Genomic DNA, 25,614 nt, shown 5'->3' on the forward strand with positions numbered 1-25,614 from the left:
CCTCGTCTCAGAAGTCGGCGTCGTCGAAGGTCGGGTCACGGCCGTCGTTGAAGGCGCCGATCCCCTCGACGCGGTCGGGGTGGACGGCCGAGCGCCAGTGGGCGTCCATCATGATCGCGATCGCCTGTTCGATCGGCTGCCCCTCGCCGAGGTGGACGGCGCGCTTCACCGACTGCACGGCCGTGGGTGAGTTGCTCGCGATCGTGTCCGCGATACGGCGGGCGGCGGACATCAGGTCGTCGGGCGCATGGAGCTCGTTGACCATCCCGAGGCGGTGGGCCTCCTGGGCTGTGACCGGGTCACCGGTCATGAGCATCTGCAGTGCCTTGCCGCGCGGCAGCAGACGGGGCAGCAGGGCGGGCGAGCCGCCACCGGCAGCGAGGCCGAGCATGGCCTCGGGCTGACCGAACGTCGCCGTCTCGGACGCGATGATGAAGTCGGTGCTCTGGGCCAGCTCGCAGCCACCGCCGTAGGCGATGCCGTTGACGGCGGCGAAGATCGGCTTGCGCAGCTGACGCACGGTGTAGAGCGTGCGGTCGAAGGCCTGGCGCTGTCGCAGCCAGTCCTCCTTGGTCATCGACTTCCGCTGCCGCAGGTCGCTGCCCACGGAGAAGGCCCGATCACCGGCTCCGGTCAGGACCACGACCCGGATGGCGGTCTGCACCGCGATGGTCTCGACGGTCTCGGTCAGCAGGGCGCCCATCCCGGTGGTGATCGCGTTGTCGGCGTGGGGTCGGTTGAGCGTGATCACGGCGACCCGGCCGTCGGCGACGTAGTCCAGGAGTACCGGAGCTTCGGTCTCGACGACGTCCGGCGCGGGCGGCCCGAAGTCGAGGGCGTCCCATCGATCCGTGCGGGAAGAGCTCATCGCGAGAAGGTCCTCTCCGGTCGGCACCGGCCCGTTCCTCTGTCCGGTCATGGGGTCAGCTCCGCCAGCCAGCGCATGGCGTTCAGGCCGGGCGCGAAGAAGTACTCGCCGCCCCGCGTCACCACGAAGGGCGGCAGGTCATGCAGCTTGCGTCGGATCGGGCGCCGAGGGACGGTGAATCCGGTGGTGCCGTCGTTCGGCCCGACGAGCGGGTCCTTCTCGGCCGGAGCCCCGATGAAGATGCCGTCGTTGAGCCACTGCGTCTTGACGAACTCGAACTGGCGCTTGAGGTGCGCGCCGGCGAAGACGAAGAGGATCCCGCGGTCGGCGCCGTCGTCCTCGAGGACACCCCGAGGCAGCATCGGTCCGTAGCTCGTGCCGCGCCGGATCATGCGGTGCAGCCGGACGTCCACGCTGCCGTCGTGATCCAGGGCATCGCGCGGGTTGGCGCGTCGGGCGTGTGCCCCCACCGGGCACTTGAAGCCACGGGGGTCGTCGGCGAAGCCGAAGTCGTTGTTGCGCCGGGCATCGCCACCGAGCCCGGGGTCGTCGCGATCCGGCGTGAGGGCGAGCGGGGCCCCGCTCTGCCAGCGGCCGACCATCTTCGCTCCGAGCAGCTCCTCCTCGTCGTGGGTCCGCGCACGTTCCCGCAGATAGCGCCGGTAGGCCGCCACCTTGGTGTGCAGCTTCCGGAAGACGACGTAGGTGCCGTTGCGACCCAGGACCTGCGGCGTCGGCATCGGCGGCAACTCACCCGTCTCGTCGGGGTAGCCCAGGAGGATCTCGCCCGCCTTGAGAGGTTGCTCCTGAGGCCTGGTCGACGGCCTGCCACTTCCCTCGACCGCGGGCTGGCCGATGCCGTCCTTGAAGCCGAACGAGGTCCGACCTGTCGGGAGCTGGTAACAGTCCTGACGCCAGACCACCTGCAGCCCCGGCAGCTCGGCGTGCGCCTGTCGCGCCTTCTCGGCCGCTTCCTCGAGCCCGGCGGGGTCACGGGAGAGCACCGCGACCGCCACGTGCACCTCGGCGCTGCCGAGCGGCCGCTCCCAGTGTTCGGGGCTGCTCTCCCCCACGTCTCCCAGCACGGCGGCGCGCGCGGCCATCCCTTCGCGGAACTCGGGAGCGAAGCTGTCCAGTGATTCCTGCGGCACCCCCAGGGCCCGGAGGCCGTGGTAGCTGAACGCCACCGTGAGTGTGGTGCCCGTCCGGTCGGATGTCTGCGAGTCGCTCACGATCCGATGCAGCCTGCGCACGAGCTCGCGACCGTCCGCCGAGTCGGTGATGTGCAGCAACAGGTACGTGCCGACGTACGGCGAAGGGCGTTCGAACAGCGCTCCGGCCTGGATGTCGTCGAGTTCGAGGTGAGGGCTGGCCACATCGGTCATGGTGTCGCGGCGCCTTCCGTCACTTAGTGGTGCTCAGGTGGGTCGGGCGGGTGCGGGTTGGGGGGCGCCAGGTAGGGGAACGTGCCGCCGGCCGGGCGGGTGGCGGCGTCGACGCCGTCCCGGATCGCGGGGCCGTGGCCGCCGTTGACGAGCTGGGTGAAGATCGTGTCCATCACGTCGTCGTTCAAGGTCCGCCCGCCGCACGTCCGGTGTGGGTGACCGCCTCGGGCTGCGAGCTCGATCTCGAGGAACGAGCCGTGCTCGAGAAAGGGCTTGGTGACGTCGACGACGAGGAAGTCGGCGAGGACCAGATCCGTCAAGGGGTGGTCGCCGTGCTCGTTCGCGGGCCAGTCCACCGCGCCGTCCAGCCCGTCCCAGAAGGCCAGGTTGGCGTTCAGCCGCGCGCGGTACGCGGCGCGGTAGGTGTCACCGAGGTGGAAGGCGTCCTCCATGTTGTACAGATCGCGGATCTCCAGGTCGCGATTGAGCGGGTCGAACTCCTTCGAGGCGAGCATCATGTTCTTCACCTCGGGTCTGCCCACCCGTTCGATCCGCACGTTGTGCGTCCCGCGGGTCAGCGTCTCCGCGACGACGCCCACCAGGTCTGCGCCGCCCAGCAGCCGCGTGTCCATCTCGATGACGAGGCTGAGGACGTTCTTTCCGTCCAGGAAGATCGATCCGGAATCGGTGAACGCCAGCTCGTGGGTCGCAAGCGTCGTCAAGGCGGCCCGCGCGTCCATGATGAACGGATCCCAGCGGATGCCGGCGAAGACCCGCACGCCGTCGGCTGCACCACCGTCCGGCTCGTTCACGCGGAACGAGACCGACCCTCCGCCCGTGAACGTGCAGACGCCGTCTTGGACGGCACCGGAGTTCGGGGCGGAGAAGACACAGTCGAGGACGTATTCCTCAGCGGAGAGCACGAATTGCCAGCCGGGACCATCTGGTGTCGCCCGGGTCAGTGGCCGCAGCCTGAAGCGGTACAAGAGCCCGTCCGAGAACAGGTCGGACGGTTTGGCCATCGGCAGCGTGTTGGCGACGAGCACGAGACGGTCCGCCTGCTCCGGGCTCGGGAAGGCGTACACGTCGGTGATGTCCGCGATCGGGTCCGCGAGGGCCCGGGGCCCTGAGATGTGGTCCGACATCGCGCGCCGCTCCTCGTCCTCCCGGTCGACCGCGCTAGTCGCCGGCCTCGTCGAGCAGCGGCTGCATGGCCGGGTGCTCGAGGAGCTCGGCGGCCGCGGGATGGTCGAGCACCTGCTGGAACGCCGCGTTCACCCGCTCCGCTTTCCGGATCTCCTTGACGGTGCCGCCGTAGTTGCGGGCGTAGGCCGCGGCCGCCTGCTCCGCGCTCAGGACGAACGCCTTCACGGCCGCGAGGTCCGGGAGTCCGTCGTAGCCCTCCACGTGGCGGAAGATGACGTCGAACAGCGCCAACGTCGGCCCCGACGTGAAGAAGTCCTCCATGTAGGCGTCCCACGGCCCGTCGAAGCTGGTGATGAAGGCGAGCCGGGTGTCCTCGTCGAAGAGCACGAAGCGCGCCTCGTGAATCGTCTGGATCGCCATCCCGTAGTCGCCGGGCCGGTACCCCTCGGTGTTCTGCAGTTCCTCGAGCGCGCTACGCAGCGACGGCCCCTGACCCGGCTTCACGCGGAAGAACAGGCTGAACTCGCTCGTCGGGCCGACGCTGATGCCCGGGTGCGACGAAGCAGTGCTGGATGTCGTCATCGGTACCCCCACGGCTGGGTCAGGTGCCCGCTCCGGGCCCCGTACGGCTCCCGAGTGAATCGGGGCCCTGCTCGCCGGAACGCCCTCCAGCCTCTGCGGACACTAGGAGTCGCCCGATCGCCGCCCATCACCCCGGAAGGATGAGTCGGGTCGCATCGAATCCCCGCATTCGCGAGAACTCGATCTCTGAGCAGGTGCGACGATGGGTCCTGCGTGGCATTCACGCCGCAGGTGCGAGGACGAACGGGGCAGGGCCCCGTCGTGGCCGGCGTCACCCGCATCGGATGACGACGGCGGAGCCGCGCTCTCCGAGGCTGAAGGACCGCTTCTCCGGGAGACGACGTGATCGACAAGCAGCGCCGCGCCCCCGAGGACGCGGAACGGCCGGACAGACCCGCGCCACCGGACCGCTCTGCCACCGACGGGCCCCCGGTGAGGACCGATGGGCCGTCGCTGGGCCGGGTGGCCGCCATCGTCCTCGTCGGCGCTCTGGTCGTCGTCGCGGTCGTCGTCCTGGCCCTCCTGGCCTACCGCGCACGGCAGGCGCTGCTGCTCGCCTTCACCGGCTTCTTCCTGGCCGTGGGTTTCGAGCCGGGGGTCGGCTGGCTGATCCGTCACGGGGTGCGGCGCGGGTTCGGGGTGGCACTCACAGCGCTGGGTCTGGTCGTGGTCGGGGCCGTGCTGACGGCGGTGCTGATCGTGCCCGGCCTCCGCCAGCTCGGGACGCTCGTCCAGGAGGCTCCCCAGGTGCTGGACCGGCTCTCCGAGAGGTTCGGTGGACCGGCGACGAGCGCCGGTGCAGCGCTGGCCGACCCCGTGACCCACGCCCAGGTCTCCCAGGTGAGTGAGCAGCTCGGCCAGGTCCTGGTCTCGACACTGACGGCCATGTTCAGCGCCCTGGGTCTGCTGCTGGGCGGTGCCGCGGCGGCGCTCACCACGCTGGTCCTGATGGTCTACTTCGGGCTCGCGATGCCCCGCATCCGAGCGAGCCTGGCTCGCCTGCTGGCCCGTTCGGATCGCGTCCAGACCCTCGACCAGGCGCTCGGCCGGGTCGGCGGCTACATCTCCGGTCAGATCCTCGTCTCGCTCATCGCCGGGGCGGTGTCGTTCGTCTTCTTCCTCGTCGGCGGGGTGCCTTATCCGGCGCTGCTCGCCGTGGTCGTCGCCCTGTTCGACGCGCTGCCCCAGGTCGGCGCCTTCCTCGCCTCGCTCATCGGTACAGCAGTCGCCCTCTCGCAGAGCTGGGGACTCGCGGTCGCGACGCTCGCGTTCTTCTGCGCCTATCAGGCGGTCGAGAACTATGTGGTCGCCCCGCGCGTCTTCTCGCGCACCATCGACCTGTCCCCGCTCGCGGCATTCATCGCAGTCCTGGTCGGTGCCTCGCTCGGCGGTCTGCTCGGTGCCCTCGTCGCCCTCCCCGTCACCGCCGCCGGCAAGATCGTCCTGGCGCGTCAGCTCATCGGACGTCCCGACCGGACCTCGTGACGGTGCCCGTGTACTGATCACTCCAGGTGAGGGTGAGGCGCCCGGAGCACGAGCACGGCCAGGCCGACCATGAGGATCCGACCACACCGGCTGCGCGGGCAGCCACGCCAGTCGGACGACCATGCACAGCCCGACGACGAGGTGCACCCGACCCCACACCACGACGTCGATCGCGATCACGGCGCCGTTCACGGGATCGACACGTCGTCGGAGCGAACAGCGCCAGCAGGCCCTCGAGGACGGAGAACCGGAGTTCTCGAATGTCACCGGACCGCGAGGGCCCGGGCGGGGGCGACCGCCTTCCGCGCGTCGTCAGGTGGCGGTTGCGGTGCTCGGCGTCGACGGATCCACTTGCCGGCTTCGACCACGACGGGGAGCACCAGTGCGAGGCCGATGCAGGTCAGCCATTGGGTGCCGGTCAGTTCCCGGGTCAGGAGGCTGCGTTGCAGGAAGGCGGTCTCGGTGGCCAGCACGAGGAGCACGACCGGAGCGACCGAGATGGCGACCGCCTGGAGCAGCGGCGGCGTGAGCCCGCTCGCCAGGTCGCGGCGGTTGGTCAGGGCGTTGAAGACGGTGCCTAGCCCCATCACCACGAAGGTCATGGTCAGGGACGCGCTGGGCCGCTCCGGGCTGGGCTGGTCGGGGCCCGCGACGAGGGGCGTCAGCACGGCAAGGAAGAGAACCACGGCGTACAGAACCCAGAACCCGACCGCGGTGCGGTTGGTGATCGGCACGTTCGGGTCCCGAGGTGGGCGGTGCATGACGTCCGGGTCGCCGGGATCCACGGCGATGACCACCACCCCGGCCACGGTGACGAAGAACAACAGGTAGAGCACCATCGACGGGGTGAGCGCCACCCCTTGATTGATGTTGAACGCGGTCGCGGTGACGAACAGCAACACCAGGGCGAGGAGTTGGGTCATCTGGTAGCGCACGTAGGCCACGACCTTGTCGTACACGCGTCGGCCGATCTCGACCGCGTGGACGAGGGTGCCGAAGTTGTCGTCGGTGAGGATCATGCGGGCGGCCTGCTTCGAGACCTCGCTGCCGCTGCCCATCGCGACCCCGATGTCGGCCTGCTTGAGCGCGGCGGCGTCGTTCACCGCGTCACCGGTCATCGCGACGATCAGTCCCTGGTGCTGCATCGTGCGGGCCAGACGCAGCTTGTCCTCCGGTGCGACCCGACCGAAGACATGCAGTCGCGGTAGCCGTCGGGTCAGCTCCTCGTCGGACAACGCCTGCAGCTCGCGACCGCTGATCGCACCTGGTCCGAGTCCGAGCTGCTCGCCGATGGCCTCGGCGGTGACAGCGTGATCACCGGTGATCATCCGGACGTCGATGCCGGCCCTCAGAGCGATGCGCACCGCGCTCCTGGCCTCGGCGCGCAGTGGGTCGATGATCCCCGCGAGCCCCACGAAGGCCAGGTCCCGGGTCAGGATCATCGGGTCGGTCCTCATCGACGCGAGCTCGCTGTCCGCGACGAGCCGGGCGGCGAACGCGAGCACCCGCAGGCCGCTGCTCCCCATCCGTTCGTTGGCGGCCTCGATGTCCGCCCGGACCTCGTCGATGGACACCTGCGAACCGCTCAGCGGACCGCCGGCGTGGCTGCACCGTGCCAGCACGACGTCCGGGGCGCCCTTGACCAATTCGATGACGTGGTCGATCCCGTCGGCGGTGAAGTGATGGAAGGTGGCCATGAACTTGTACTCGGAGTCGAAGGGCACCTCGGCGATGCGCGGGTAGCTCCGACGGGTCTCCTCGGCATCGACGCCGAGCTTGGCGGCGAGCACGACCAGCGCCGCCTCGGTCGGGTCGCCGATGACGTCGCCGTCGTCGCCGACCGTGGCGTCGGTGTCCAGGGCCAGACCCAGCGCCAGCCGTGTGAAGTCGGGCGTGTCCGCACCGGCGACACCCCTGATCGCTCCGGACTTGCGGTAGCCCTCGCCGTCGACCGCGAACCAGGTGCCCCCGGCGTAAAGGGTCGAGACCATCATCTCGTTCATCGTCAGGGTGCCGGTCTTGTCGGTGTTGACGGCGCTGGTCGAGCCCAGGGTCTCCACGTCGGTGAGGTTCTTGACGATCGCCTTCGCCTGGGCGAGCTGCTTCGCACCGGACGACAGCAAGGCCGAGACGAACGCCGGCATCCCGGTGGGGATCGCAGAGATCGCCATCGCGGTACCCAGCAGCAACAGCTGGTCCAGGGCCATCCCGCGGAGCGCGCCGACGACCACGATCAGCGCCACGGCGGTCCACGCGACGAGACCGAGGACCTTGGTCAGCGACCCGAGCTCGATCTGCATCGGTGATCGGGTCCGGGTCACCGAGGTCAACATGGAGGCGATCTGCCCCATCTGGGTCTGCATCCCGGTCTCGGTCGCGACCACCGTCGCAGTACCCCTGGTCACCGAGGTGTTCTGGAACAGCACATTCGCCCTGTCGCCGACTGCAATGTCCTCGTCGGGAAGGGTGCCGGCGGCCTTGGCCACGGGCGCGCTCTCCCCGGTGAGCGCGGCCTCCTGGACCTCCAGGGACGACGACCGGACGATCCGCCCGTCGACCGGGACGATGTCGCCGGCCTCGAGCGCGACGATGTCGCCGGGGACGAGCTCGGACGCCGGGACCTGGACGACCTCGCCGTCGCGGAGCGCCCTCGCCCGGGGCACCTGCAACGTCGAGAGTGCGTCGACGCTGGCCCTGGCCTTCAGCTCCTGCCGGGCTCCGAGCACGATATTGACGACCACCAGCGAGCCCACGATGGTCGCGGTCGAGAGCTCCCCGATGAGAACGCTCACCGCGACCACCGCGACCAGCATGAGGTTCATCGGGTCGCGGAGCTGCTGCAGCGAAACCGCCCACACCGACGGCGGCTTCTCGGCAGCGATCTGGTTCGGTCCGTACCGGGACAGACGAGCCGCCGCGTCGGCCTGGGTCAAGCCGTGCTCGACGTCGCTGCCCATGGCATCGATCACGCGGTCGGGGTCCCGAGCGAACCAACGCTCGAGCGGCACCGCTGCTGCGGATCCGCTCGCCGGGACGGCCTGCGTCGTGCGGACCATCGAGCTCCTCCCGTCGCTGCTGTGCCGGTCAGAGCTGCCGGGCCGGGTCCCAGAGACGCCGCGAGGCCGCGGACGTGGGCCCACCCGACGTCGGTGACGCGCCGGCGAAGGTCACGCTTCGTGCTCTCGTCCGCCCGCCACCCACGCCTTGGCCTGCGGAAGCTCGGCGAGCGGGAACGCGCGTAGCTGTCCCGGCACGAGGGCGGAGAACACGCGGAGCGCCGGCCTGAGCCAGTCCTGATCGCTGACGACCGCGACGCGCTCGTAGGACGACGCGTGGCGCGCCGCGAACTTCAGCTCCTCGGCCAGCGCGTCACCCTCGTACTCGAGCAGCTCGGAACCGAGGACGTAGAGCAAACGGATCGTTCTCCCGGCGGCGATCTCCCGGCGGAGGACGGGCTCGACGGCTTCCTCGAAGTCGTCGTCGTCGAACTTGCCCACCGCCTCGAAACCGATCGCTCCCGGGGGCATGTCCGCTATCGGCTTGAGCATCGCTCTCCTCACCCTGCGATCGTCGGCACACCGTGGCCGTATGGAGATCAGCCGACCACCTTGAGACCGGTGCCGATCTCACTGACCACTCGGTTGTCGCGGTTGCGGGCCATGATGTGGCCCAGCCCGAGCACGCCCGCGACGGCCCAGGGGACGACGTCGAACGCGGCGAGGGCGCTGACCGTGATCAGGTAGCTGAGACTGCCGGTCAGCGGCCAGCCCACCGGGCCGACGTAGGGGATTTCGACATGCCACTCCCAGCCGGCAGGCTCATCCCGTTCGTCAGTCGAGGCCAGCGAGACGGGTGGATCGTCGTCGGGCGTCATCGGTCGCTCCCACGTGCTCGGGTCTCGATGCGCACACCCTGCGCCGACCGCACCGGACCGGCCTCATCCGCAATGGGTGATCTCGGAGCGCCTCACGTGAACGGGTCGATCCGGGCCCGGGCGTGCTCGGCGTGCCGGTGGGGCCGACCACGGTGGTCGCGAAGGCGTGGGAACACATCGCCGCGATCGGGCGCCGCACCTTCTCTGCTTCACGGACCGTGGTGGTGGCGGGCACACGGCGGGAGGGACCCTGAACCCGGACGTCCGGCCTGACCAGCACGGACAACGAACGCAGGAGGCCGGTATGGACGTCTCGGCGGTGACCGTGATCGCCGCGGCGATCTTCGTGTGGGGGATCGTCTCGGCCCGGCTCGAACGGGCGGACCTCACCGCGCCGATCGTCTTCGTGGCGGTCGGCGTGGCTCTCGCCGCGCTGGGGACGATCGATACGCCCTCGGCGCCGGAGAGTCTCAAGCCGCTGGTCGAGGTGACCCTCGTGTGGGTCCTCTTCTCCGACGCGGCCCGCATCCGTGTCTCCGAGCTCCGTCACGACCTCGGCCGATTCGTCCGGCTGCTCGGCTTCGGTCTCCCCCTCACGATCCTGCTGGGGTGGGCCCTGGCGGTCTGGCTCCTCCCGGGCCTCGACCTCTGGCTCGCACTCCTCGTCGCCGCGGCACTCGCACCCACCGATGCGGCGCTGGGCGTCCCGGTGGTGACGAACAGGGCGGTCCCGTCCCGCATCCGTCGGCTGATCACCGTGGAGAGCGGTCTCAACGACGGGATCGCCACGCCCGTCGTCGTGCTGGCGATCGCCGGGGCGGCCTCGGTCGAGGGACTGGGCGACGTCGGCCCGGGACAGGCGCTGCTCGAGCTGGCGATCGGGGTGGTCGTCGGGGTCGCGGTGGGCGCCGGGGGAGGTGGCCTGCTGCGGTGGGCGCGTCGCGAGGGGTGGGCCGCCGAGGGGTTCGTCGGCATCGCGGTCCTCGCCCTCGCTCTCGGCGCCTACTCCGGCGCACTCCTCGTGCACGGGAACGGCTTCGTCGCCGCGTTCTGCGGCGGGCTGGCGTTCGCGGCCGCGGCGGGTCCGCGAGGGCCCGCGGAGGTCGGCTTCCTGGAGCAGGCGAGTGGCCTGGTCTCCCTGCTCGTGTGGCTGGCGTTCGGGGCCGTGGCCGTACCGATCATGCTCGAGAGCATCGACCTGGCCGTGGTGCTCTACGCCGTGCTGAGCCTGACCGTGGTCCGCATGCTCCCGGTCGCGCTCGTCATGATCGGTGCCGGGGTCGACCGGGCCACGGTGCTGTTCGTGGGCTGGTTCGGCCCGCGCGGTCTCGCCTCGCTCGTGTTCGCCCTGCTCGCGCTGGAGGAACTCGGTCCGGGCGCCGACCATGCCGTGGCCGCCATCGCGGTGACCGTGCTGCTGAGCGTCGTCGCGCACGGCGCCAGCGCCGCTCCCCTCGCCGCTCGGTACAGCGCGTCCGTTGCCCGCGAGGCCGAGCCCGGTGTGCCCGACGCGCCCGATGTACCCGTTCGCGGGTTACCCGGCCGGCGAAGCCCGGAGCCGCCGTCCGACGACGGCTCCGGGACTGCCGATCGGTGAGCCTCGCCCGCCCGTGACTCACCTCGCGATCGACAACCGCACCGAGGGCCCCGAGGATCGGGCGGGGTGGGCTCGAGGGTGACCCGCAGGATGCTACGACAACCGAAGCGTCTCGCGGCGGGGTCGACCTGCTGCCGGCCGACGCCCCGGGGCGACCGAGGAGGCCGGGACGCCCGACTCAGGGCCGGGTGGGGCCGAGAGTCACCAGCCGGATGCTTTATGCCGTGGCGAAGGCTCCGAGGGTGGCGTTGGGGCGGACGCCGGAGAACGAGCGGTGCCAGGTGCGGTAGTAGGCGATCTCCTCGTCGCTGCGCAGCTCCCAGCCGTGCTCGACCGTCGGTGCCGCCGCGTCCTGCGCGTCCTCCTTGGCCTTCTCCTTCTCCACGAGCTTGGCCAGCACATCACCGGCGCCGGAGCCGTCGCCGAACTGCTCCTTGCCGCGCCAGATGATGTCGTAGGGCACCATCCCGTCGAACGCCTCGCGCAGCAGCTGCTTCTCGGTCCGCTCGTGGATCTTCAGTTTCCACTCCGCGGGCAGCGCGAGCATCTCGCGCATCACCGTGGCGTCGAGGAACGGCACCCGCGCCTCGAGCCCGTAGTTCATCGTCGCCCGGTCACAGCGCTGCAGGTTGAGCTCGTGCAGGCTCTCGATGGAGCGCACCAGCTCGGCCTGCAGGGTGTCCGGGGTCGAGAACTCCTCGCTGTGCACGTACTCGTAACCGGCGAACAGCTCGTCGGCGCCCTCGCCGGTGAGCACCACCTTGACGTGCTTGACCGCTTCGCGGGCCAGCAGCAGGTTCGGCACCGCCGAGCGCACCAGCGCCGGGTCGAAGTGCTCGATGACCGTGACCGCCTCGTCGAGGGCCTCCTCGAGGTCCTCGGGGGTCGGGACGATCTCGTGGTGCTCGGTGCCCAGGTACTCGGCGACCGCGCGGGCGGCCAGCAGATCCGCCGAGCCCTCGGTGCCGACCGCGAAGGTCGGCAGCCGCTCGCCCTTCTCGGCCGCGACCTTGGCCGCGATCGCCGCGACGATCGCCGAATCGAGCCCGCCGGAGAGGAACACCCCGACCGGGACGTCGCTCATCATGTGGCGGCGGATCGAGTCCGAGAGCACGTCGCGGATGTGGCCGAGGTCCTGCTCGGTCCACTGCTTGTCCGGGGCCAGCCGGGCCGGGCGGACCTCGACCGGCACCGCGTCGGCGAAGCGGACCATCGCGCCCTCGGCGACGTCGTGCCCGGCGATGCCCGGGGTCCACACGTGTCCGGGCGGGAACGCCTCCACGTAGGGCTGGTCCTCGGGGTCGAACGCGCGCAGCTCACTGGCGAAGATCGTGGTCCCGCCCAGCCGCGCCCAGTACAGCGGCTTGATCCCGATCGGGTCGCGCGCCACCGCGCCGCGCCCGTCGGTGTGGGCCATCGCCAACGCGAACATCCCCCGCACCTCGTGCAGCGCCGCCGAACCGTCGCGCAGCACCAGCCGGAACGCCGACTCGGTATCGGAGTCGGTGGCGAACCGGACCTCCGAGAGCACGTCCCGGATGTCCTCGTGGTTGTAGATCTCGCCGTTGCCGACCACGTAGGCCGAGTCCGTGTCATCGGCGATCGGCTGCTTCCCGCCCGCCACATCCATGATCGACAGACGCTGGTGGCCCAGCCACGCGTTCTCCAACTGGATCCGGCCGGTGTCGTCAGGCCCTCGGTGGTGGATTCGAGCGAGCATCCGCTCGCACTTCTCCGGGTCGATGGTTCCGTACGCCACGACAATTCCGCACACGGGGCGGGTTCACATCCTTGATCGGGATTTCTGATCGCGGTCGGGACACGCCGTCCATCGAGCCTCGCGATCGATCAGCTATCCGATGAGCTGAGATTCAATGGTCCCACGAATCGTGACGTGGTGACTGGGGGTTCGGTCACACGCCCCGGGGTGCCGATCATCCGGCGTCAGTGGAGCTGGGCCTTGAGCACGATGATCCCGACGCCGAGCACGACCGACACCGCCACCGAGCCCACACGGAACAGGGGCGATCGGTGTGATCCCCGGGCTTCGACCACGCTGCAGGCCACCAACGTCAGGACTCCCAACCACAGGGCGACGTCGATGGCGGTCGGCACGGCGAGTCCGAGTACGTCGGCGATCAGGAGGAAGCCGCCGGCGAGGACACCGGGCGCGGCGGCCATCGAGCAGGCGCTCAGCTCGTGGCGGACCTCGGCGGCCGGCAGCGCACGGACCGAGGCCAGGGCCATCGAGAAGAGGCCCGCGTAAGCCTCACCGAAGAAGATCACGAGTCCGGTCCCGACGACGGTCAGGACCGCCTTCGACAGGGTCGTCTCGTGGTCGCCGAGGTAGGCCAGGACCGACATGGCGAAGATCGACCCGGTCAGGGTCGCGCGGAGCTTGGCCCGGGCGTGGGGGCCGAGATCGCCGTGGCCCCCCGTCGCGGTGCCCGATCCGTCCGGGGCGACTGCCATCGGTGCTCCTCCCACCTTCGTCCCGCTCGCGTGCCCGGTCCGTCAGGTGAAGGCCTGCCGAGTGGCCGTGGACGTCGCGGTGGGCGTGACCTCGATCAGCCTGCGTCGGACGGGGCCGCCCGACCTCACCCGCGATGTATGAGGCGCAGGAGTCGTGGAGCGCCGACAGCCTGCCGCTACGCGACGCCGCGCGTCCTGTCGGACGGATACCCGGCCGCTCGACGGAACAGCTCGACGGACGCCGCGCCGGGTCTCGGAAGTGGTGCTCTGGCCGCTGCTCCGCGGGACTCCCGCGGAACCCGGACGCGGAGGGCGCCGGCCATCGACCGGAAACGCAAGGGCGGTGCGAGCCGCAGCGCCTCCCCGTCCACCCCCACCGCGATGAGCTCGTCCCCGGAGTCGACCACGAGCTCCTCCGTGCTCCATTGCCGGAATCCTCGGTGACGGCTGAGGTCGCCGCGCGCCTCGGCCGCGAGCAGGGCGGACACGTCGGCGGTGCTGTCGAGGGTGAGCGTGACGACCCCGAGCACCCCCTCGTCGAGGCGCGCCCTCGTGCCGAAGCCGCTGAACCGTTCGACGCGGTAGACGTTGTTCGAGACCAGGAGCAGATCGGTGTCGATCTCCCGGTCCGGCTCCTCGGGGTCGAGACGCAGGCCGAGGCCGCGGGCGTCCGGTCCGAGCAGATCCGGCAGCATCTGCGCCGCTGTGCGGATCTTCGCGTTCCGGTACGAGTCAGCCTGGACGACCGTCGCGTAGATCCCCAGCGAGGCGTTGTTGACGAAGACCCGATCGTTCACGCAGGCGAGGTCGACACGCCCTTCGGCAGCGTCGCCGAAGGCGTCGAGGGCGCCGACCACGTCATCGCGGTCGAGCCCGAGGTCCAGCGCGAAGTGGTTCCGGGTCCCGGCGGGAACACAGACCATCGCCACCCCGTGCCTCTGGGCCACCTCGGCGATCAGGGCCTGCGAGCCGTCGCCGCCGGCCATACCGAGCACGTCGGCCCCCTGGGCGACAGCTCGCTCGGCCAGCGCTCGCAGGTCGTCGCCCGGTTGCAGCATGATCGGGGTGATGCCTCGGGCGTGGGCTTCGTTCTCGAGGTCGAACCGGACGACCCGACCGCCCCCGGAGCGGGGGTTCATCAGCAGCACCCCGCGCGCGGCCGGTCCGACCGGCCCGGTCGCGAAGGAGGGCGCCTGCTCGACGTCGTGCAGCGCCACTCGGGCTGCGGCCAGCGAAGCCACCACCAGCACGATCACTCCGAGGACCCGCCACAGGGCGTGGAGGTCGAACAGGAGTACCCCGCTGATCAGTGCAACGGCGGCGATCGCGCCGGCGACGTACCGCCGGACCCCGCGATGGACCACCGCGTCCCACCCGGCCAGGGTCGCGAGGACGACCGCCGCCAGGACGAGCGGGAGCCTCACCGGTTCACGGACGAGACCGGCCACCGCGATCGCCGCGGCCCCCAGCGCGGCCGCCAACGACGCCCCGGCGGCACACCGCGTCCGCAGGGGGACCTCATCCGATCCCGCGGTCTGGGGCTCCCCCGTACCGCCCATCCGCGGTCGTCCTCTCGCGTCGTCCGGCCTCGGCACGTGAACCGGGAGCCTCGTGACCTCCCGGTCCCGGTCAGGATCGCGAGAACCGAACGGCGTGGGCTCGCCCGCAGGAGGTGAGGCGGACATCCGCCTCGTCGGTGCCGGGCCCGGTCGCCGGCCCGGGACCTCATCCGCCGCAGGTGACGCGCCGATCCAGGAGCGGCAGGACCCTGATCACACCAATGGCAGCGTCCGTGCATCCGAGGAGCCCGCGGTGACCGATCAACAGACTCCGACCGGACGATCGACCCACTCCCGCGCCACGCACGGCAGATCCCCGTCCGGTCTCTCGGACGCATGGACCGGCTGGGTCCACTTCGGCGGCGTCCTCATGATCGTGGTCGGCGCGTTCGCCGTGATCGAAGGCGTCATCGCCCTCCTCCTGCCCACGACCTACGTGGCCACCAACGAGCTCGTGCTGACCGTCACCTTCGCCGGCTGGGGCTGGCTCCACATCGTTCTCGGTGCTCTCGTCCTGGCCGTCGGTGCGAGCCTCGTGCGCGAGGAGGTGCCCTCCTGGGCGCGCGGCACCGCCATCGTGCTGGTCGCACTCAGCACCGTCGTCCAGCTCGCGTGGCTGCCCGCCTATCCGATCTGGTCCGTCGTGATGATCGTGCTCGACGTGCTGATCATCGGCGCGCTCGCCGCGACCGGGGACCCGGCCGCCCGGTCGCGCTGAGCCCCGACCCACGACGAAGGATGCCGTGCGCCGGCCCACGCTCCTCACGCTGACCCTTCCCGGCTGCTGGGGCGCGCTGATCCTCAGCTGCTTGTCGTTCACGCCGTCCCTCCTTCCCCGCGGCGGGATCGTCCAGGGTCTGGTGTGGGGCATCGGTGCCGTCATCGGCTACGGCCTGGGAACGCTCGCCGCCTGGATCTGGCGGGCCTTCGCCGATCGCGACCCACGGCGACCGAGGCACCGTGCCTGGCTCGTCCTCGGGGTCGTGGCGGGTCTCCTGCTCGCGGTGTCGTTCGCGCTCGGGCAGTACTGGCAGTCGGAGATCCGCGAGCTCGTCGGGGTCACCGACCACGACGTCGTCCTCGTGGTCGCGTCGCCGTTCGTCGCTGCGATCACGTTCGTCCTGCTCCTCCTGCTCGGGCGAGGACTCCGCGGTCTGTACCGGTGGTGGGCGAGCCTGTTCCGCCGATGGATCGGGCGGCGGGCCGCCGACGCCGTGGGCTGGATCGTCGCCGTCGGGCTGGCCTACCTGGTCGTCAGCGGTCTGCTCCTCGGCGGGTTCGTCGACGCCGCCAACGCGACGTTCTCCCTGCGGAACGGCACCACGTCGGAGGGGACCGACCGACCCGCGAGCAGCGTGCGCTCGGGCGGCCCCGATTCGCTGGTGCCCTGGGATTCACTCGGTCAGCAGGGGCGGGACTTCACGGGCCTCGGCCCGACGATCAGCGACATCCAGGGGTGGACCGCCGGGCCGGCTCTCGAGCCCGTCCGCACCTATGCGGGCCTCGACTCCGCCCCCGATGCCGAGACGCGCGCGAGTCTCGCGGTCCGGGACCTGGAGCGGGCCGGCGGCTTCCAGCGCAGGAACCTGGTGGTGGTCACCACCACCGGCAGCGGGTGGGTCGACCCCGCGCTCGTCGACTCGGTCGAGTACCTCAGCGGCGGCGACTCCGCGACCGTGGCGCTCCAGTACTCCTACCTGCCGTCGTGGATGTCGTACCTGGTCGACCAGTCCAAGGCCCGCGAGGCCGGCCGTGCCCTCTTCGACGCGGTGTACGGGAGGTGGTCGACCCTGCCCCCGGACCGGCGACCCCGGCTCTTCGTCGCCGGGGAGAGTCTCGGATCGTTCGGGGCCGAGACGGCGTTCAGCGGTGAGTACGACATGGCCAACCGCACCTCCGGCATCGTGTTCGCGGGGCCGCCCAATTTCAACAGCTTGTTCCGCGAGTTCACCGATCACCGCGAGCCGGGCAGCCCCGAGGTGGCGCCGGTGTACCGGGACGGCCGGGTCGTGCGGTTCACGAACGACCCGGAGGTGGCCATTCCACCGGAGGGTGCCTGGCCCCGGAGCCGGGTGCTCTACATGATGAATCCGTCGGATCCCATCGTCTGGTGGAGTCCGCGGCTCGCGCTGCACCGGCCCGACTGGATTCGTGAGCCGCCCGGTGACGACGTGCTCCCGGGCATGATCTGGATTCCGTTCGTGACGTTCTGGCAGGTGACCGCCGATCTGCCGTTCGCCGTCGATCCGCCGGGAGGTCACGGGCACCACTACACCTCCGCCTACGTCGACGGGTGGTACACCGTCATGCAACCGGCCGACGTGACGCCGGACGAGCTGGCGGAGCTGCGCGCACGCATCGGCTGAGGCGCGGTCAACCGAGGGCCGTCTCGGCGGCCCCGCTCTGTTCGGGGTCACGCAGCCGCGTCATCGGGAACGACAGCAGCAGACCGAGCACGCCCGCCACGAGCGGGACGAGCAGGGCGGCCTGCAGCGCGGGCGGCCGCGCCACCGTGTTGATCCGGAGCACCTCCTCGCGCGCCGCGGGAGGCTCGTCGGCGAGGAGCGCTCCGAGGCCGGTATTGCTCATCACCTCGGCGTCGTGCTCCAGCGCCGCGGCGACGCGTTCCTGGTCGCCGGGCGCGAGCACCGAGCTGGCGCGCGCCTCGGCGGTGAACGTCGTCGCGAGCGTGGCCAGCATGACGGCGCCCGCGAGCGCCAGGCCGAGCGAGAGCCCGAACGAGCCCGCGGCGGAGTTGACCCCGGCGGCCTCGCTCGCGCGCTCCTCGGACATCGGTCCGAGCGTGTAGGCGTTCAGCTGAGAGACGAGCAGTCCGAAGCCGGCACCCACGAGCGCGAGCGGGAGGATGAGCGCCCAGCCGAAATCCGCGCGCGGCACGGTCGCGATGAGGACGGCGTTGCCGATCACGAGGAGCAGGAAGCCGACCCGGATCACCGTGGCCGGGCGTCGACGTCCCGCTCGCCGCCCCGCGACCAGGGCCACCGCGAACATCGTCAGCGACAGCGGCGCGAGCGAGAGGCCGGCGAGCAGGGCGCTGTACTCGAGGACCATCTGCAGATAGATCGGCAGCGCGATCATCGTGCCGCCGAGGGCGGTCTGCTGGAGCAACTGGGCGGAGATCCCCAGGCGGAACCACGGGGACTCGAAGAGCCCGGCGTCGAGCAGCGCGGCCCGGCCACGACGGCGACAGCGGATCAGCCAGACGGCGAGCAGGCCGAGCGCGACCACACCGGTGACGACGAGGGCACCGACGGCCTCGCCGCCCTCCTGCCAGACGAGGATGCCCAGCACGACGCTGCCCATCCCGACCACCGAGAGCACCGACCCGAGGACGTCCACGCGACGCGGGCCGAGGTAGGGCACGTCGTGCACCAGGCGCAGGCCGCAGAGCACGGCGCCGATGATGAGCACCTCGAGGGCGAAGCCGAGCCGCCACGACAGGAACGTCGTGATGAACCCGCCGAGGAGTGGGCCGACCGCCGCGGCGATGGCGGCCGCTGCCCCGACCAGTGCGTAGGCCTGCTTGCGCTCGGCGCCGGCGAAGTTCCCGTGAATCAGCGACTGCATGGCGGGCAGCAGCAACGCCGCGCCGAGCCCGCCGATGACGGCCCAGAAGATGATGATCGCCGTGAGGCCCTGCGCCAGGGTCATCGCCACGGCTCCCGTCGCATAACCCAGGAGGCCGAGCACATAGGCCCTCTTGCGGCCGATCAGGTCACCGACCTTGCCGCCGATGATGATGAACGCCGCGGACACGAGGGCTTCGAGGGCGATCGCCGACTGCACACCGCTGACGGTCGTGTCGAGGTCGCGCACGACCGCCGCGATGGAGACGTTCATCAGCGACGTGTCCACGACGAGGACGAACATCGCCATCGCCAGGAGCAGCGCGAGCAGCCGGCTCCGACCGCCGGTGGGTGCGCTCCCCTCGCTCGACACCTCGGCCATGGGGACCTCCTGGACCCACCGTGCGTCGGTCGTCCCTGAACGGCATCACCCGCCGTGGGCGAGGCTCCCGAGTGCCGCAGGGCGGAAGGTCGTCCTCCTGAGGAGCCGGATTCGCGGAAGAGGTCGACATGGCGGAGGCAGACGTCGCCCGCGCGCAGGCGCGTGAGGACGCGGCGGCGCGCAGGAACGACGACGCACCGGTCGTCCCCACGACGCCCGCGAGGGAATGGGTGCGTTTCGGCGCCATCGTGATGGTGATCGTCGGCGGGTTCTCCGTGCTCGAGGGCGTGATCGCCCTGGCGGCGCCGGACACCTACGTCACCCGCGAGGGGACCGTCCTCGCCATCGACCTCGCCGGCTGGGCCTGGCTGCACATCGTCCTCGGTGCGCTCGTGCTCCTCAGCGGCCTCGCCCTGCTCCGCGACGCCCTGTCCGGTCGCGCTCGCGCCGCGGGAGTCACGGTGGTCGGGCTCAGCGCGATCGTGCAACTGGCCTGGCTCCCGGCCGCGCCGATCTGGTCGATCATCATGATCGCCCTGGACGTGCTCGTCCTCGGCGCGATCGTCGCGGTCGGCAACGAGCACAGCGCGGGCAGGCGGTGACCGTCCACGGGGACGGCCGGGCACCCGTGCCCGACGCGCCCGAGTCACGCCGCAGCACCGACGACCACCCTCCTTCGCCGCGCTCGGCCGGGCCTCCGGGTGGCCCCGGCGCCGCCCGTCCCGACTGGGTCGTGTTCGGCGTCGGGGGGGCGCTGGTCCTGGCCTTCGTCGGCTGGGGCGTCGTCGACCCCACCTCACTCGCGTCGGTGACCGGTTCACTGCTCGACGGACTCATCCGGTCGGGCGGATGGGCGTTCAGCCTCGCCGCGCTCGGGTTCGTCGTCTTCGCCCTGTGTCTCGCGTTCAGTCGGTTCGGGCGCATCCGCCTCGGCCGGGACGACGAGCGGCCGGCGTTCCGGACGTCGTCGTGGGTGGCGATGATGTTCAGCGCGGGCATGGGCATCGGGTTGATGTTCTACGGCGTCGCCGAGCCGCTCGCCTTCTACACCAGTCCCCCGCCGGGTTCCGTGCCACGGGGCGACGACGTCGAGGCCGTGCGCACGGCGATGGCGACCTCGCTGTTCCACTGGACCCTGCACCCCTGGGCGATCTATGCGGTGGTCGGCCTGGCCATCGCGTACTCGACCTTCCGCAAGGGCCGCAGACAGCTCATCAGCTCCGCCTTCGTCCCGCTGATCGGCCAGCGGGCGGCCGAGGGCTGGCTCGGCAAGGTCATCGACGTCATCGCCATCTTCGCGACCGTGTTCGGGTCGGCCGCGTCCCTGGGACTGGGCGCCCTCCAGATCGGTGGCGGGCTCGAGGCGACCGGGCTGGTCGCCTCCGTCGGCAACAGCGTCCTCGTCCCGATGATCATCGTGCTCACCGCGGCGTTCGTCCTCTCCGCGGTGTCGGGCATCGCGCGCGGCATCCAGTGGCTGTCGAACATCAACATGGTGCTCGCGGGCCTGCTCGCGCTGTTCGTGTTCGTCCTCGGCCCGACCGTGCTCATCCTCGACCTCCTGCAGACCGGGCTCATGGCCTACTTCAGCGACTTCTTCGAGATGGCCGGCCGCTCCGAGGCGACCGGCGGCCCGGCGATGCTCGAGTGGCTGAGCGACTGGACGATCTTCTACTGGGCCTGGTGGATCTCCTGGACGCCGTTCGTCGGCATGTTCCTGGCGAAGATCAGCCGGGGGCGCACGATCCGGCAGTTCGTCGGCGGCGTCATCCTGGTGCCGAGCGTGGTCAGCCTCGTCTGGTTCGCCATCTTCGGGGGCTCGGCCATCGCCCAGCAGAAGATCGGGCTCGACCCTGCGGCCGAGGGCACCGAGCAGCAGCTGTTCGCGGTGCTCTCGCAGTACCCCGCCGCCTCGTTCACCGGGTTGCTCGTCATGGTCCTCGTCGCGATCTTCTTCGTCTCCGGGGCGGATGCCGCATCGATCGTGACCGGCACACTCTCCCAACGGGGCACCGACGAGCCGAAGCGCTGGGTGGTCGTCTTCTGGGGCGCGATGATGGGCGCGGTCGCGGTGGTGATGCTGCTGGTCGGCGGGGAGGACGCGCTCAAGGGCCTGGAGAGCCTCACCATCCTCGTCGCCGCGCCCTTTGTGGTGATCATGGTGCTCCTCTGCGTCGCGTTCGCGCGCGACCTGAGGAACGACCCGCAGGTGAGGCTCGAGGACAAGAGCGCCTCGGTCGTCGAACAGGCCGTCGGCTACGGCACCAGCCACTACGGCGACCACTTCACCCTCCGCGTGCTGGCCTTCCCGGGAGCACGACCTCGACGTGGGGCGGACGACGCGGAGGCGGTCACCGTCGGCGACGGGGACGGGGACGGGGACGGGACCGAGACGCCGCCCTGAGCCGGGTGGGCGCCCCGTCCCTAGGCGGACTTCCCCAGCGTGGGGTCGGCGACGGGGTGGGTCGGTGACGTCGCGAGGAGTCCGAGCCCGACGAGACGCTCCAGCCTGCGCACCGTGAACGGGTGCGATCGCGGGAGCTGGGCGAGGCCGACCCAGAACCCGGTGAGACGGCGGCCCTGATCGAGGAGCTGCTCGATGTCGACCTCGGTCTCGGTGTAACGGCCGGAGGCGAGGAGGACGAGACCGGAGGCGCCGTGCGGCGCGAGCGCGGCGCCGAAACGGTCGCAGGAGTACTCCCGCAACCGGGACAGCGTCGGACCGAGGATCGGTATCCGCTGGGAGTAGGCCACCGCGAGCTGGTACCAGAGCGAGACGTGGTGCAGACGGATGTGTGCCATCTCGTGTCCCAGGATGAAGCGCAGGCCGTCGCGGTTCTCGTCGTGCAGGTGGGCGAACAGCTCGCTCGACACGACGACGTAGTCCTGGCCGGCCGCCTGGGCGGCGAAGGCGTTGAGCGCGCCGTTCCCGTTGGCCAGGAAGACGACGGGTCGCCGGCCGAGGCCGAGGGCCTCCGCGAACTCCTGCGCGGTGCCGTAGAGGGCCGGGTACTGCCGCTCCGACAACTGCACGGCCGTGCCCAGGACCGAGGCGCGCTGCACCTCCCGCACGACGATCAGGGCGGGAACGAAGAGCAGGAGCCCGACCAGCGCGGCGCGGACGGTGTTCGCGACACCGGAGTCCTGCATCTCCGCCGGCACGAAGGGCACCACGAGCGCCGATCTCACGATCACCAGCACGAGGGCCAGGTTGAGGACCACCATCGCGACGAAGAACGGCACCTCGGCCGGGTGCCTCGATCCTCGGGTCCGGCCGGTCCTCACGAGGTCGAGATCCGGGGGTTCCAGGTCGCGACCAGGGCGTCGAGCACGACGACGTCGAGGACGACCGGGACACCGCCGACGTCGACCCTGGGGGTCGATGCCTGCTGGTCGCTCATGACGGCCTCCGGACGGCAGATCGGTCTCGCGCCGATGGTGGGCGGAGACGCAGCGCGCGGCCTCGTCTCCCACGGATGAGGGCGATCGGCCCAACCCGCAGTCCGCGCCCCCTCGGGGGCCTACCGCGGCATCGCGCGCAGGGAGACGAGATGCAGCCCGAACGACTCGAGGCGGGCCAGGACGCCGTGGAGGTGGGCCCCGTCGACGACCTCGCCCAGCAGGACGGTCTCGGCCGGGGCCTCGGACACGTCGAACTCCTCGAAGTCCCGACTGACGTCGGGGGACAGTCGTCCCTGGACCCGGAGCTCGTAACGGGTGGATGCCATGGAAAGCCCTCACCGACCTGCGCGCGTAGTGGTGGCCGGAGCTCGTGACGCCTCCGGGGAGCACAGCGTGGCTCGCCGACCCCTCGAGCGGCCTCATGCCCCAGAGGTGACCCGACGACGGGACCCGGGTCGTCCGTGGAGCGGACGACCGACGGCGTGAACGCTTGCCGCTGCGTGCACGGACAAATCGGGCGTTCGGTCGAAGAACCCACTCACAGCTGTCCCCGGCGCCACAACCAGGTCACACTGGCACACCCACTCCGACTGACCGAGCAGTTGGCGGTGAACGGGCCATGCGACTCTCGAAGACCACGGTGCCGCTACTCCCCGCCGAGATCGTCGAACGCCTCCGGGTGCGGCAGGCGCTCGACGATCCGGCCGGCGCGACGGGCTCCTGCCCGGTGGTGCTCGTCAGCGCCCCGCCGGGCCACGGGAAGACCGTGGCATTGGCCGACTGGGTCCGCGCCACGCCCGCCGTCCCGACGGCCTGGCTGTCGCTGGACGCGGCGGACCGGGACGAGGCCACGTGGTGGCGATCGGTGATCACCGCACTGTGCGGGTGCGCACAGGTCCCCGCGGACAGCGCACTCCACGGCCTGCACGTGGCCCCCGCCGCCGGGCACCGGCATGACGATGCCTTCCTCGCCACGGTCCTCGATGCGCTCGACGCCCTGCCCGATCCGGTGCGGCTGGTCCTCGACGACGTCCACGAGCTCCTGGGGCATCCGGCCGAGCGTGAGCTCCGTGCCCTGGTCCGGTATCCGATCCGGGGCCTCACGATCGTCCTGTGCAGCCGGTTCGACCCACCCGTCGGACTGGATCGGCTCCGTCTGGACGGCCGCCTACGTGAGGTGCGGGTCGACCGGCTCGCCTTCACGATCGCGGACACCGCGCAGCTGTTCGAGCAGACGTCGATCGACCTGACCTCGGAACAGATCGGCAGTCTCGTGGAACGGACCGAGGGCTGGGTGGCCGCGCTGCGTCTGGTGGCGAGGTCCCTGCAGAGCTCACCCGACCCTGCCGCAGTGGTGCAGGACTTCGCCGGCGACGACCGCTCGGTGGCCGACTACGTGGTGGACGAGGTCCTGTCCAAATTCGACGATCGGGAGCGCCGCCTCGTCGAGGCCGCCAGCGCGTGCTCGCCGATCTCGGTGGAACTGGCCGCCGTCCTGACCGGCGATCCCGAGGCGGCCGAGGGCCTCGAGCACGTGGAGGCGTCCACGAGCATGGTCACCGCCATCGACCGTCGGCGCGAGCAGTTCCACACCCACGAGCTGCTGCGCAGCCACGTCGTCGCCAGGTTGCGACGCACCCGCTGGCAGGACCTCCGCAACCTCTACCAGCGCGCGGCCGCGTGGTACGAGGCCCAGGACGACCCCGACGCCGCCCTCCACCACTCCGCCCTCGCGTGCGACGTCGCCGGGACCGAGGCCCTCCTCAGGGCCCGCGCGATCGAGCTGCTGGCCCGTGGTGCGTTCCGGTCCCTCGAGGAGCCCGACCGTCTGCTCGAGGCCCGCGGTGAGGACCACCGCGCACGCATCGTGCTCGCTCTCGCGGCGCTCGAGCACGACGAGCTCGACCGCGCGGCGACCCTCGCGCGGGACGTCGGGGACGAGACCGGCGAGGACGACGCCAACCTCGGCACCGTCCGCGCCGTGCTGCAGACCCGTCTGGCGCTCGCTCGTGGCCGACCGGTGGACGCGCAGGCCGCGGCCCTGCGGATCGCTCCGGAAGCCGTCACCGGAGCTCCGCTGCGGACCCTCTCCCTGGCGACCCGCGGTTACGCGTCGGTCACCTCGGAGCCGGACCGTGCTCGCGCCGACGCGGAGAAGGCCCTGTCGCTGGCCGAGCGGCACGGATGGCCCTACGCCGTCGTGCAGGCCAGGACCGTCCTGGCGCTCGCCCACGCCCACCGCGACGACCTCCTCGTGGCCGTCGAGCACGCCCAGGCCGTCCTGCGATCGGTGGCTCACGAGGGGTGGAAGCACACTCCGTGGGCGGTGGGCGCCCTGGTGGTGCTGGCCGGCGCCGATGTCCTCGGTGGGCGCCCGGAGCATGCTCTCGCCGGGGTCGCCCGGGCCGAGGGGATGGCTGCCCTCAACCATGTGGAGCACCGTCGGTCGCTCGAGGTCCTGCGTGGCACCGCGGAACACGACAGCGGCCGGGAGCTCGACGGATGGCACCGCCTGCGTGCCTGCCGCGCTCGACACGACACGGACCAGCTCGACGTTCGCCAGGTCGCCCTGGCCGCCCTGCTCGAGCACGAGATGGCGCTCGGTCTGGGGCGGGCACACGAGGCCGCGGAGATCGTGCGTGACGTCGAGGCCCGGCTCGACGGGACCGGCGACGCGGTCCTCCTGCGGGCCCGCGAGCTCTGGGCCACCACCCGGGACGTGCGTGCACGCCAGCTCCTCGCCCCGGGGTGCAACGGCAGCCTCCCGTTCGTCACCGCTCTCGGCGCCGTCGAGTCCGCCGTGCTCGATGCGGAGATCGCCCTCGCGCAAGGAGCGCACCCGTTCGTCCGCCGGCGGCTGCACGAAGCACTCCGGCGTGCGGCCACGCAGGGTGTCGTCCGTCCCCTCCTGCGAGCAGCACCGGCGATCCACCAGTACCTCGAGCAGCGACGCGGGAGCTTCGACGACCTGGACCGGATGGTCGGACGCGTACTGTCCGCCGGCCCGTCGGGGTCCGCACCGCCGGTCGTCGCGCTCACCGAACGGGAACGGGAGGTCCTCGAGCTCCTGCCGAGCATGCGGTCCGTGGTGGAGATCGCCGAGGACCTCGCGGTCTCCGCCAACACGGTGAAGACCCACCAGCGCGCCATCTACCACAAGCTCGGCGCCGAGACCCGTCGCGCCGCCGTGCTCCGGGCTCGCCGGGCAGGCCTCCTCTCCAGCTCCGACTGAGGCTCGACGAGCCGCCGGGAGGAGTGCCGGCCGGGCCGGCGGG

General features: G+C 71.1%; 20 protein-coding genes. 7 read left to right on the forward strand and 13 right to left on the reverse strand.

The window, feature by feature from the left end:
* Positions 1-7: 7 nt before the first annotated feature.
* Genes PH191_RS21230 through PH191_RS21245 form a run of 4 tightly spaced genes read right to left on the reverse strand, consistent with a single transcriptional unit; the run spans position 8 to position 3,981 of the window.
* Positions 8-868 (reverse strand): enoyl-CoA hydratase/isomerase family protein, encoded by an 861-nt coding sequence (locus tag PH191_RS21230; RefSeq protein WP_274196619.1) that lies wholly within the window; start codon positions 866-868, stop codon positions 8-10.
* Between the two features lie 47 nt (positions 869-915).
* Positions 916-2,253, reverse strand: coding sequence for a Dyp-type peroxidase (locus PH191_RS21235; RefSeq protein WP_274196620.1), 1,338 nt, complete (start codon positions 2,251-2,253; stop codon positions 916-918).
* A gap of 23 nt (positions 2,254-2,276) precedes the next feature.
* The gene (locus PH191_RS21240; RefSeq protein WP_274196621.1) at positions 2,277-3,398 is read right to left on the reverse strand and encodes a DUF4331 family protein; all 1,122 of its coding nucleotides are present in this window, start codon (positions 3,396-3,398) and stop codon (positions 2,277-2,279) included.
* A gap of 34 nt (positions 3,399-3,432) precedes the next feature.
* Positions 3,433-3,981 (reverse strand): hypothetical protein, encoded by a 549-nt coding sequence (locus PH191_RS21245; protein WP_274196622.1) that lies wholly within the window; start codon positions 3,979-3,981, stop codon positions 3,433-3,435.
* Positions 3,982-4,413: 432 nt separating this feature from the next.
* Between PH191_RS21245 and PH191_RS21250 the strand changes: the two genes are divergently transcribed.
* Positions 4,414-5,466, forward strand: coding sequence for an AI-2E family transporter (locus PH191_RS21250; RefSeq protein WP_274196623.1), 1,053 nt, complete (start codon positions 4,414-4,416; stop codon positions 5,464-5,466).
* A 263-nt stretch (positions 5,467-5,729) separates the two neighbouring features.
* Here the strand turns inward: PH191_RS21250 and PH191_RS21255 are convergent, their stop codons facing one another.
* The 3 genes from PH191_RS21255 to PH191_RS21265 all read right to left on the reverse strand — a co-directional run bounded on the left by PH191_RS21255 (position 5,730) and on the right by PH191_RS21265 (position 9,340).
* Positions 5,730-8,522, reverse strand: coding sequence for a cation-translocating P-type ATPase (locus tag PH191_RS21255; RefSeq protein ID WP_274196624.1), 2,793 nt, complete (start codon positions 8,520-8,522; stop codon positions 5,730-5,732).
* A 111-nt stretch (positions 8,523-8,633) separates the two neighbouring features.
* On the reverse strand, positions 8,634-9,026 hold the full coding sequence (locus PH191_RS21260; protein WP_274196625.1) for a SpoIIAA family protein: 393 nt from the start codon (positions 9,024-9,026) through the stop codon (positions 8,634-8,636).
* Positions 9,027-9,061: 35 nt separating this feature from the next.
* Positions 9,062-9,340 carry a hypothetical protein gene (locus tag PH191_RS21265; RefSeq protein WP_274196626.1) on the reverse strand — a complete coding sequence of 93 codons (279 nt, stop codon included), beginning with the start codon at positions 9,338-9,340 and terminating at the stop codon, positions 9,062-9,064.
* 304 nt (positions 9,341-9,644) lie between these two features.
* Here PH191_RS21265 and PH191_RS21270 point away from each other — a divergent pair, with 304 nt between their 5' ends.
* On the forward strand, positions 9,645-10,937 hold the full coding sequence (locus tag PH191_RS21270) for a cation:proton antiporter domain-containing protein (protein ID WP_274196627.1): 1,293 nt from the start codon (positions 9,645-9,647) through the stop codon (positions 10,935-10,937).
* A 217-nt stretch (positions 10,938-11,154) separates the two neighbouring features.
* Here the strand turns inward: PH191_RS21270 and asnB are convergent, their stop codons facing one another.
* The 3 genes from asnB to PH191_RS21285 form a co-directional block, all read right to left on the reverse strand.
* Complete coding sequence (gene asnB / locus PH191_RS21275; RefSeq protein ID WP_274196628.1) at positions 11,155-12,696, reverse strand: asparagine synthase (glutamine-hydrolyzing); 1,542 nt, start codon at positions 12,694-12,696, stop codon at positions 11,155-11,157.
* 185 nt (positions 12,697-12,881) lie between these two features.
* Positions 12,882-13,409 (reverse strand): hypothetical protein, encoded by a 528-nt coding sequence (locus PH191_RS21280; RefSeq protein WP_274196629.1) that lies wholly within the window; start codon positions 13,407-13,409, stop codon positions 12,882-12,884.
* Positions 13,410-13,585: 176 nt separating this feature from the next.
* Positions 13,586-14,968: a diacylglycerol/lipid kinase family protein gene (locus tag PH191_RS21285; protein WP_274196630.1), complete on the reverse strand. Its 1,383-nt coding sequence runs from the start codon at positions 14,966-14,968 to the stop codon at positions 13,586-13,588.
* Positions 14,969-15,221: 253 nt separating this feature from the next.
* Here PH191_RS21285 and PH191_RS21290 point away from each other — a divergent pair, with 253 nt between their 5' ends.
* Entirely contained in the window at positions 15,222-15,686 is a 465-nt protein-coding gene (locus PH191_RS21290) for a DUF7144 family membrane protein (RefSeq protein ID WP_274196631.1), read from the forward strand.
* A 25-nt stretch (positions 15,687-15,711) separates the two neighbouring features.
* Entirely contained in the window at positions 15,712-17,334 is a 1,623-nt protein-coding gene (locus PH191_RS21295) for an alpha/beta hydrolase (protein WP_274196632.1), read from the forward strand.
* 7 nt (positions 17,335-17,341) lie between these two features.
* Here PH191_RS21295 and PH191_RS21300 read toward each other — a convergent pair whose 3' ends face one another.
* Entirely contained in the window at positions 17,342-18,937 is a 1,596-nt protein-coding gene (locus PH191_RS21300; RefSeq protein WP_274196633.1) for an MFS transporter, read from the reverse strand.
* A 128-nt stretch (positions 18,938-19,065) separates the two neighbouring features.
* On the opposite strand from PH191_RS21300, the gene PH191_RS21305 reads away from it, so the two are divergent.
* Positions 19,066-19,539, forward strand: a complete 474-nt coding sequence (locus PH191_RS21305; protein ID WP_274196634.1) for a DUF7144 family membrane protein — start codon at positions 19,066-19,068, stop codon at positions 19,537-19,539.
* Positions 19,540-19,565: 26 nt separating this feature from the next.
* Positions 19,566-21,341, forward strand: a complete 1,776-nt coding sequence (locus PH191_RS21310) for a BCCT family transporter (RefSeq protein ID WP_420791834.1) — start codon at positions 19,566-19,568, stop codon at positions 21,339-21,341.
* Between the two features lie 20 nt (positions 21,342-21,361).
* Here PH191_RS21310 and PH191_RS21315 read toward each other — a convergent pair whose 3' ends face one another.
* Together PH191_RS21315 and PH191_RS21320 are read right to left on the reverse strand one after the other, a co-directional pair.
* Positions 21,362-22,180, reverse strand: a complete 819-nt coding sequence (locus PH191_RS21315; protein ID WP_274196635.1) for a M48 family metallopeptidase — start codon at positions 22,178-22,180, stop codon at positions 21,362-21,364.
* Between the two features lie 278 nt (positions 22,181-22,458).
* Positions 22,459-22,665, reverse strand: coding sequence for a hypothetical protein (locus PH191_RS21320; protein ID WP_274196636.1), 207 nt, complete (start codon positions 22,663-22,665; stop codon positions 22,459-22,461).
* Between the two features lie 293 nt (positions 22,666-22,958).
* Between PH191_RS21320 and PH191_RS21325 the strand changes: the two genes are divergently transcribed.
* Positions 22,959-25,571, forward strand: a complete 2,613-nt coding sequence (locus PH191_RS21325; RefSeq protein ID WP_274196637.1) for a winged helix-turn-helix domain-containing protein — start codon at positions 22,959-22,961, stop codon at positions 25,569-25,571.
* Positions 25,572-25,614 lie beyond the last annotated feature (43 nt).

Origin of the sequence: Actinomycetospora callitridis (assembly GCF_028737265.1) — a bacterium.
GTDB classification, from domain to species: Bacteria; Actinomycetota; Actinomycetes; order Mycobacteriales; family Pseudonocardiaceae; genus Actinomycetospora; species Actinomycetospora callitridis.

Excerpts from the sequence above, each read along its gene's own strand:
- PH191_RS21265 (WP_274196626.1), bottom strand. The coding sequence starts at position 9,340 with ATGACGCCCGACGACGATCCACCCGTCTCGCTGGCCTCGACTGACGAA.
- PH191_RS21285 (WP_274196630.1), bottom strand. The coding sequence starts at position 14,968 with ATGGGCGGTACGGGGGAGCCCCAGACCGCGGGATCGGATGAGGTCCCC.
- PH191_RS21300 (WP_274196633.1), bottom strand. The coding sequence starts at position 18,937 with ATGGCCGAGGTGTCGAGCGAGGGGAGCGCACCCACCGGCGGTCGGAGC.
- PH191_RS21240 (WP_274196621.1), bottom strand. The coding sequence starts at position 3,398 with ATGTCGGACCACATCTCAGGGCCCCGGGCCCTCGCGGACCCGATCGCG.
- PH191_RS21235 (WP_274196620.1), bottom strand. The coding sequence starts at position 2,253 with ATGACCGATGTGGCCAGCCCTCACCTCGAACTCGACGACATCCAGGCC.
- PH191_RS21305 (WP_274196634.1), top strand. The coding sequence starts at position 19,066 with ATGGCGGAGGCAGACGTCGCCCGCGCGCAGGCGCGTGAGGACGCGGCG.
- PH191_RS21325 (WP_274196637.1), top strand. The coding sequence starts at position 22,959 with ATGCGACTCTCGAAGACCACGGTGCCGCTACTCCCCGCCGAGATCGTC.
- PH191_RS21320 (WP_274196636.1), bottom strand. The coding sequence starts at position 22,665 with ATGGCATCCACCCGTTACGAGCTCCGGGTCCAGGGACGACTGTCCCCC.
- PH191_RS21255 (WP_274196624.1), bottom strand. The coding sequence starts at position 8,522 with ATGGTCCGCACGACGCAGGCCGTCCCGGCGAGCGGATCCGCAGCAGCG.
- PH191_RS21270 (WP_274196627.1), top strand. The coding sequence starts at position 9,645 with ATGGACGTCTCGGCGGTGACCGTGATCGCCGCGGCGATCTTCGTGTGG.
- PH191_RS21230 (WP_274196619.1), bottom strand. The coding sequence starts at position 868 with ATGAGCTCTTCCCGCACGGATCGATGGGACGCCCTCGACTTCGGGCCG.
- PH191_RS21280 (WP_274196629.1), bottom strand. The coding sequence starts at position 13,409 with ATGGCAGTCGCCCCGGACGGATCGGGCACCGCGACGGGGGGCCACGGC.
- PH191_RS21245 (WP_274196622.1), bottom strand. The coding sequence starts at position 3,981 with ATGACGACATCCAGCACTGCTTCGTCGCACCCGGGCATCAGCGTCGGC.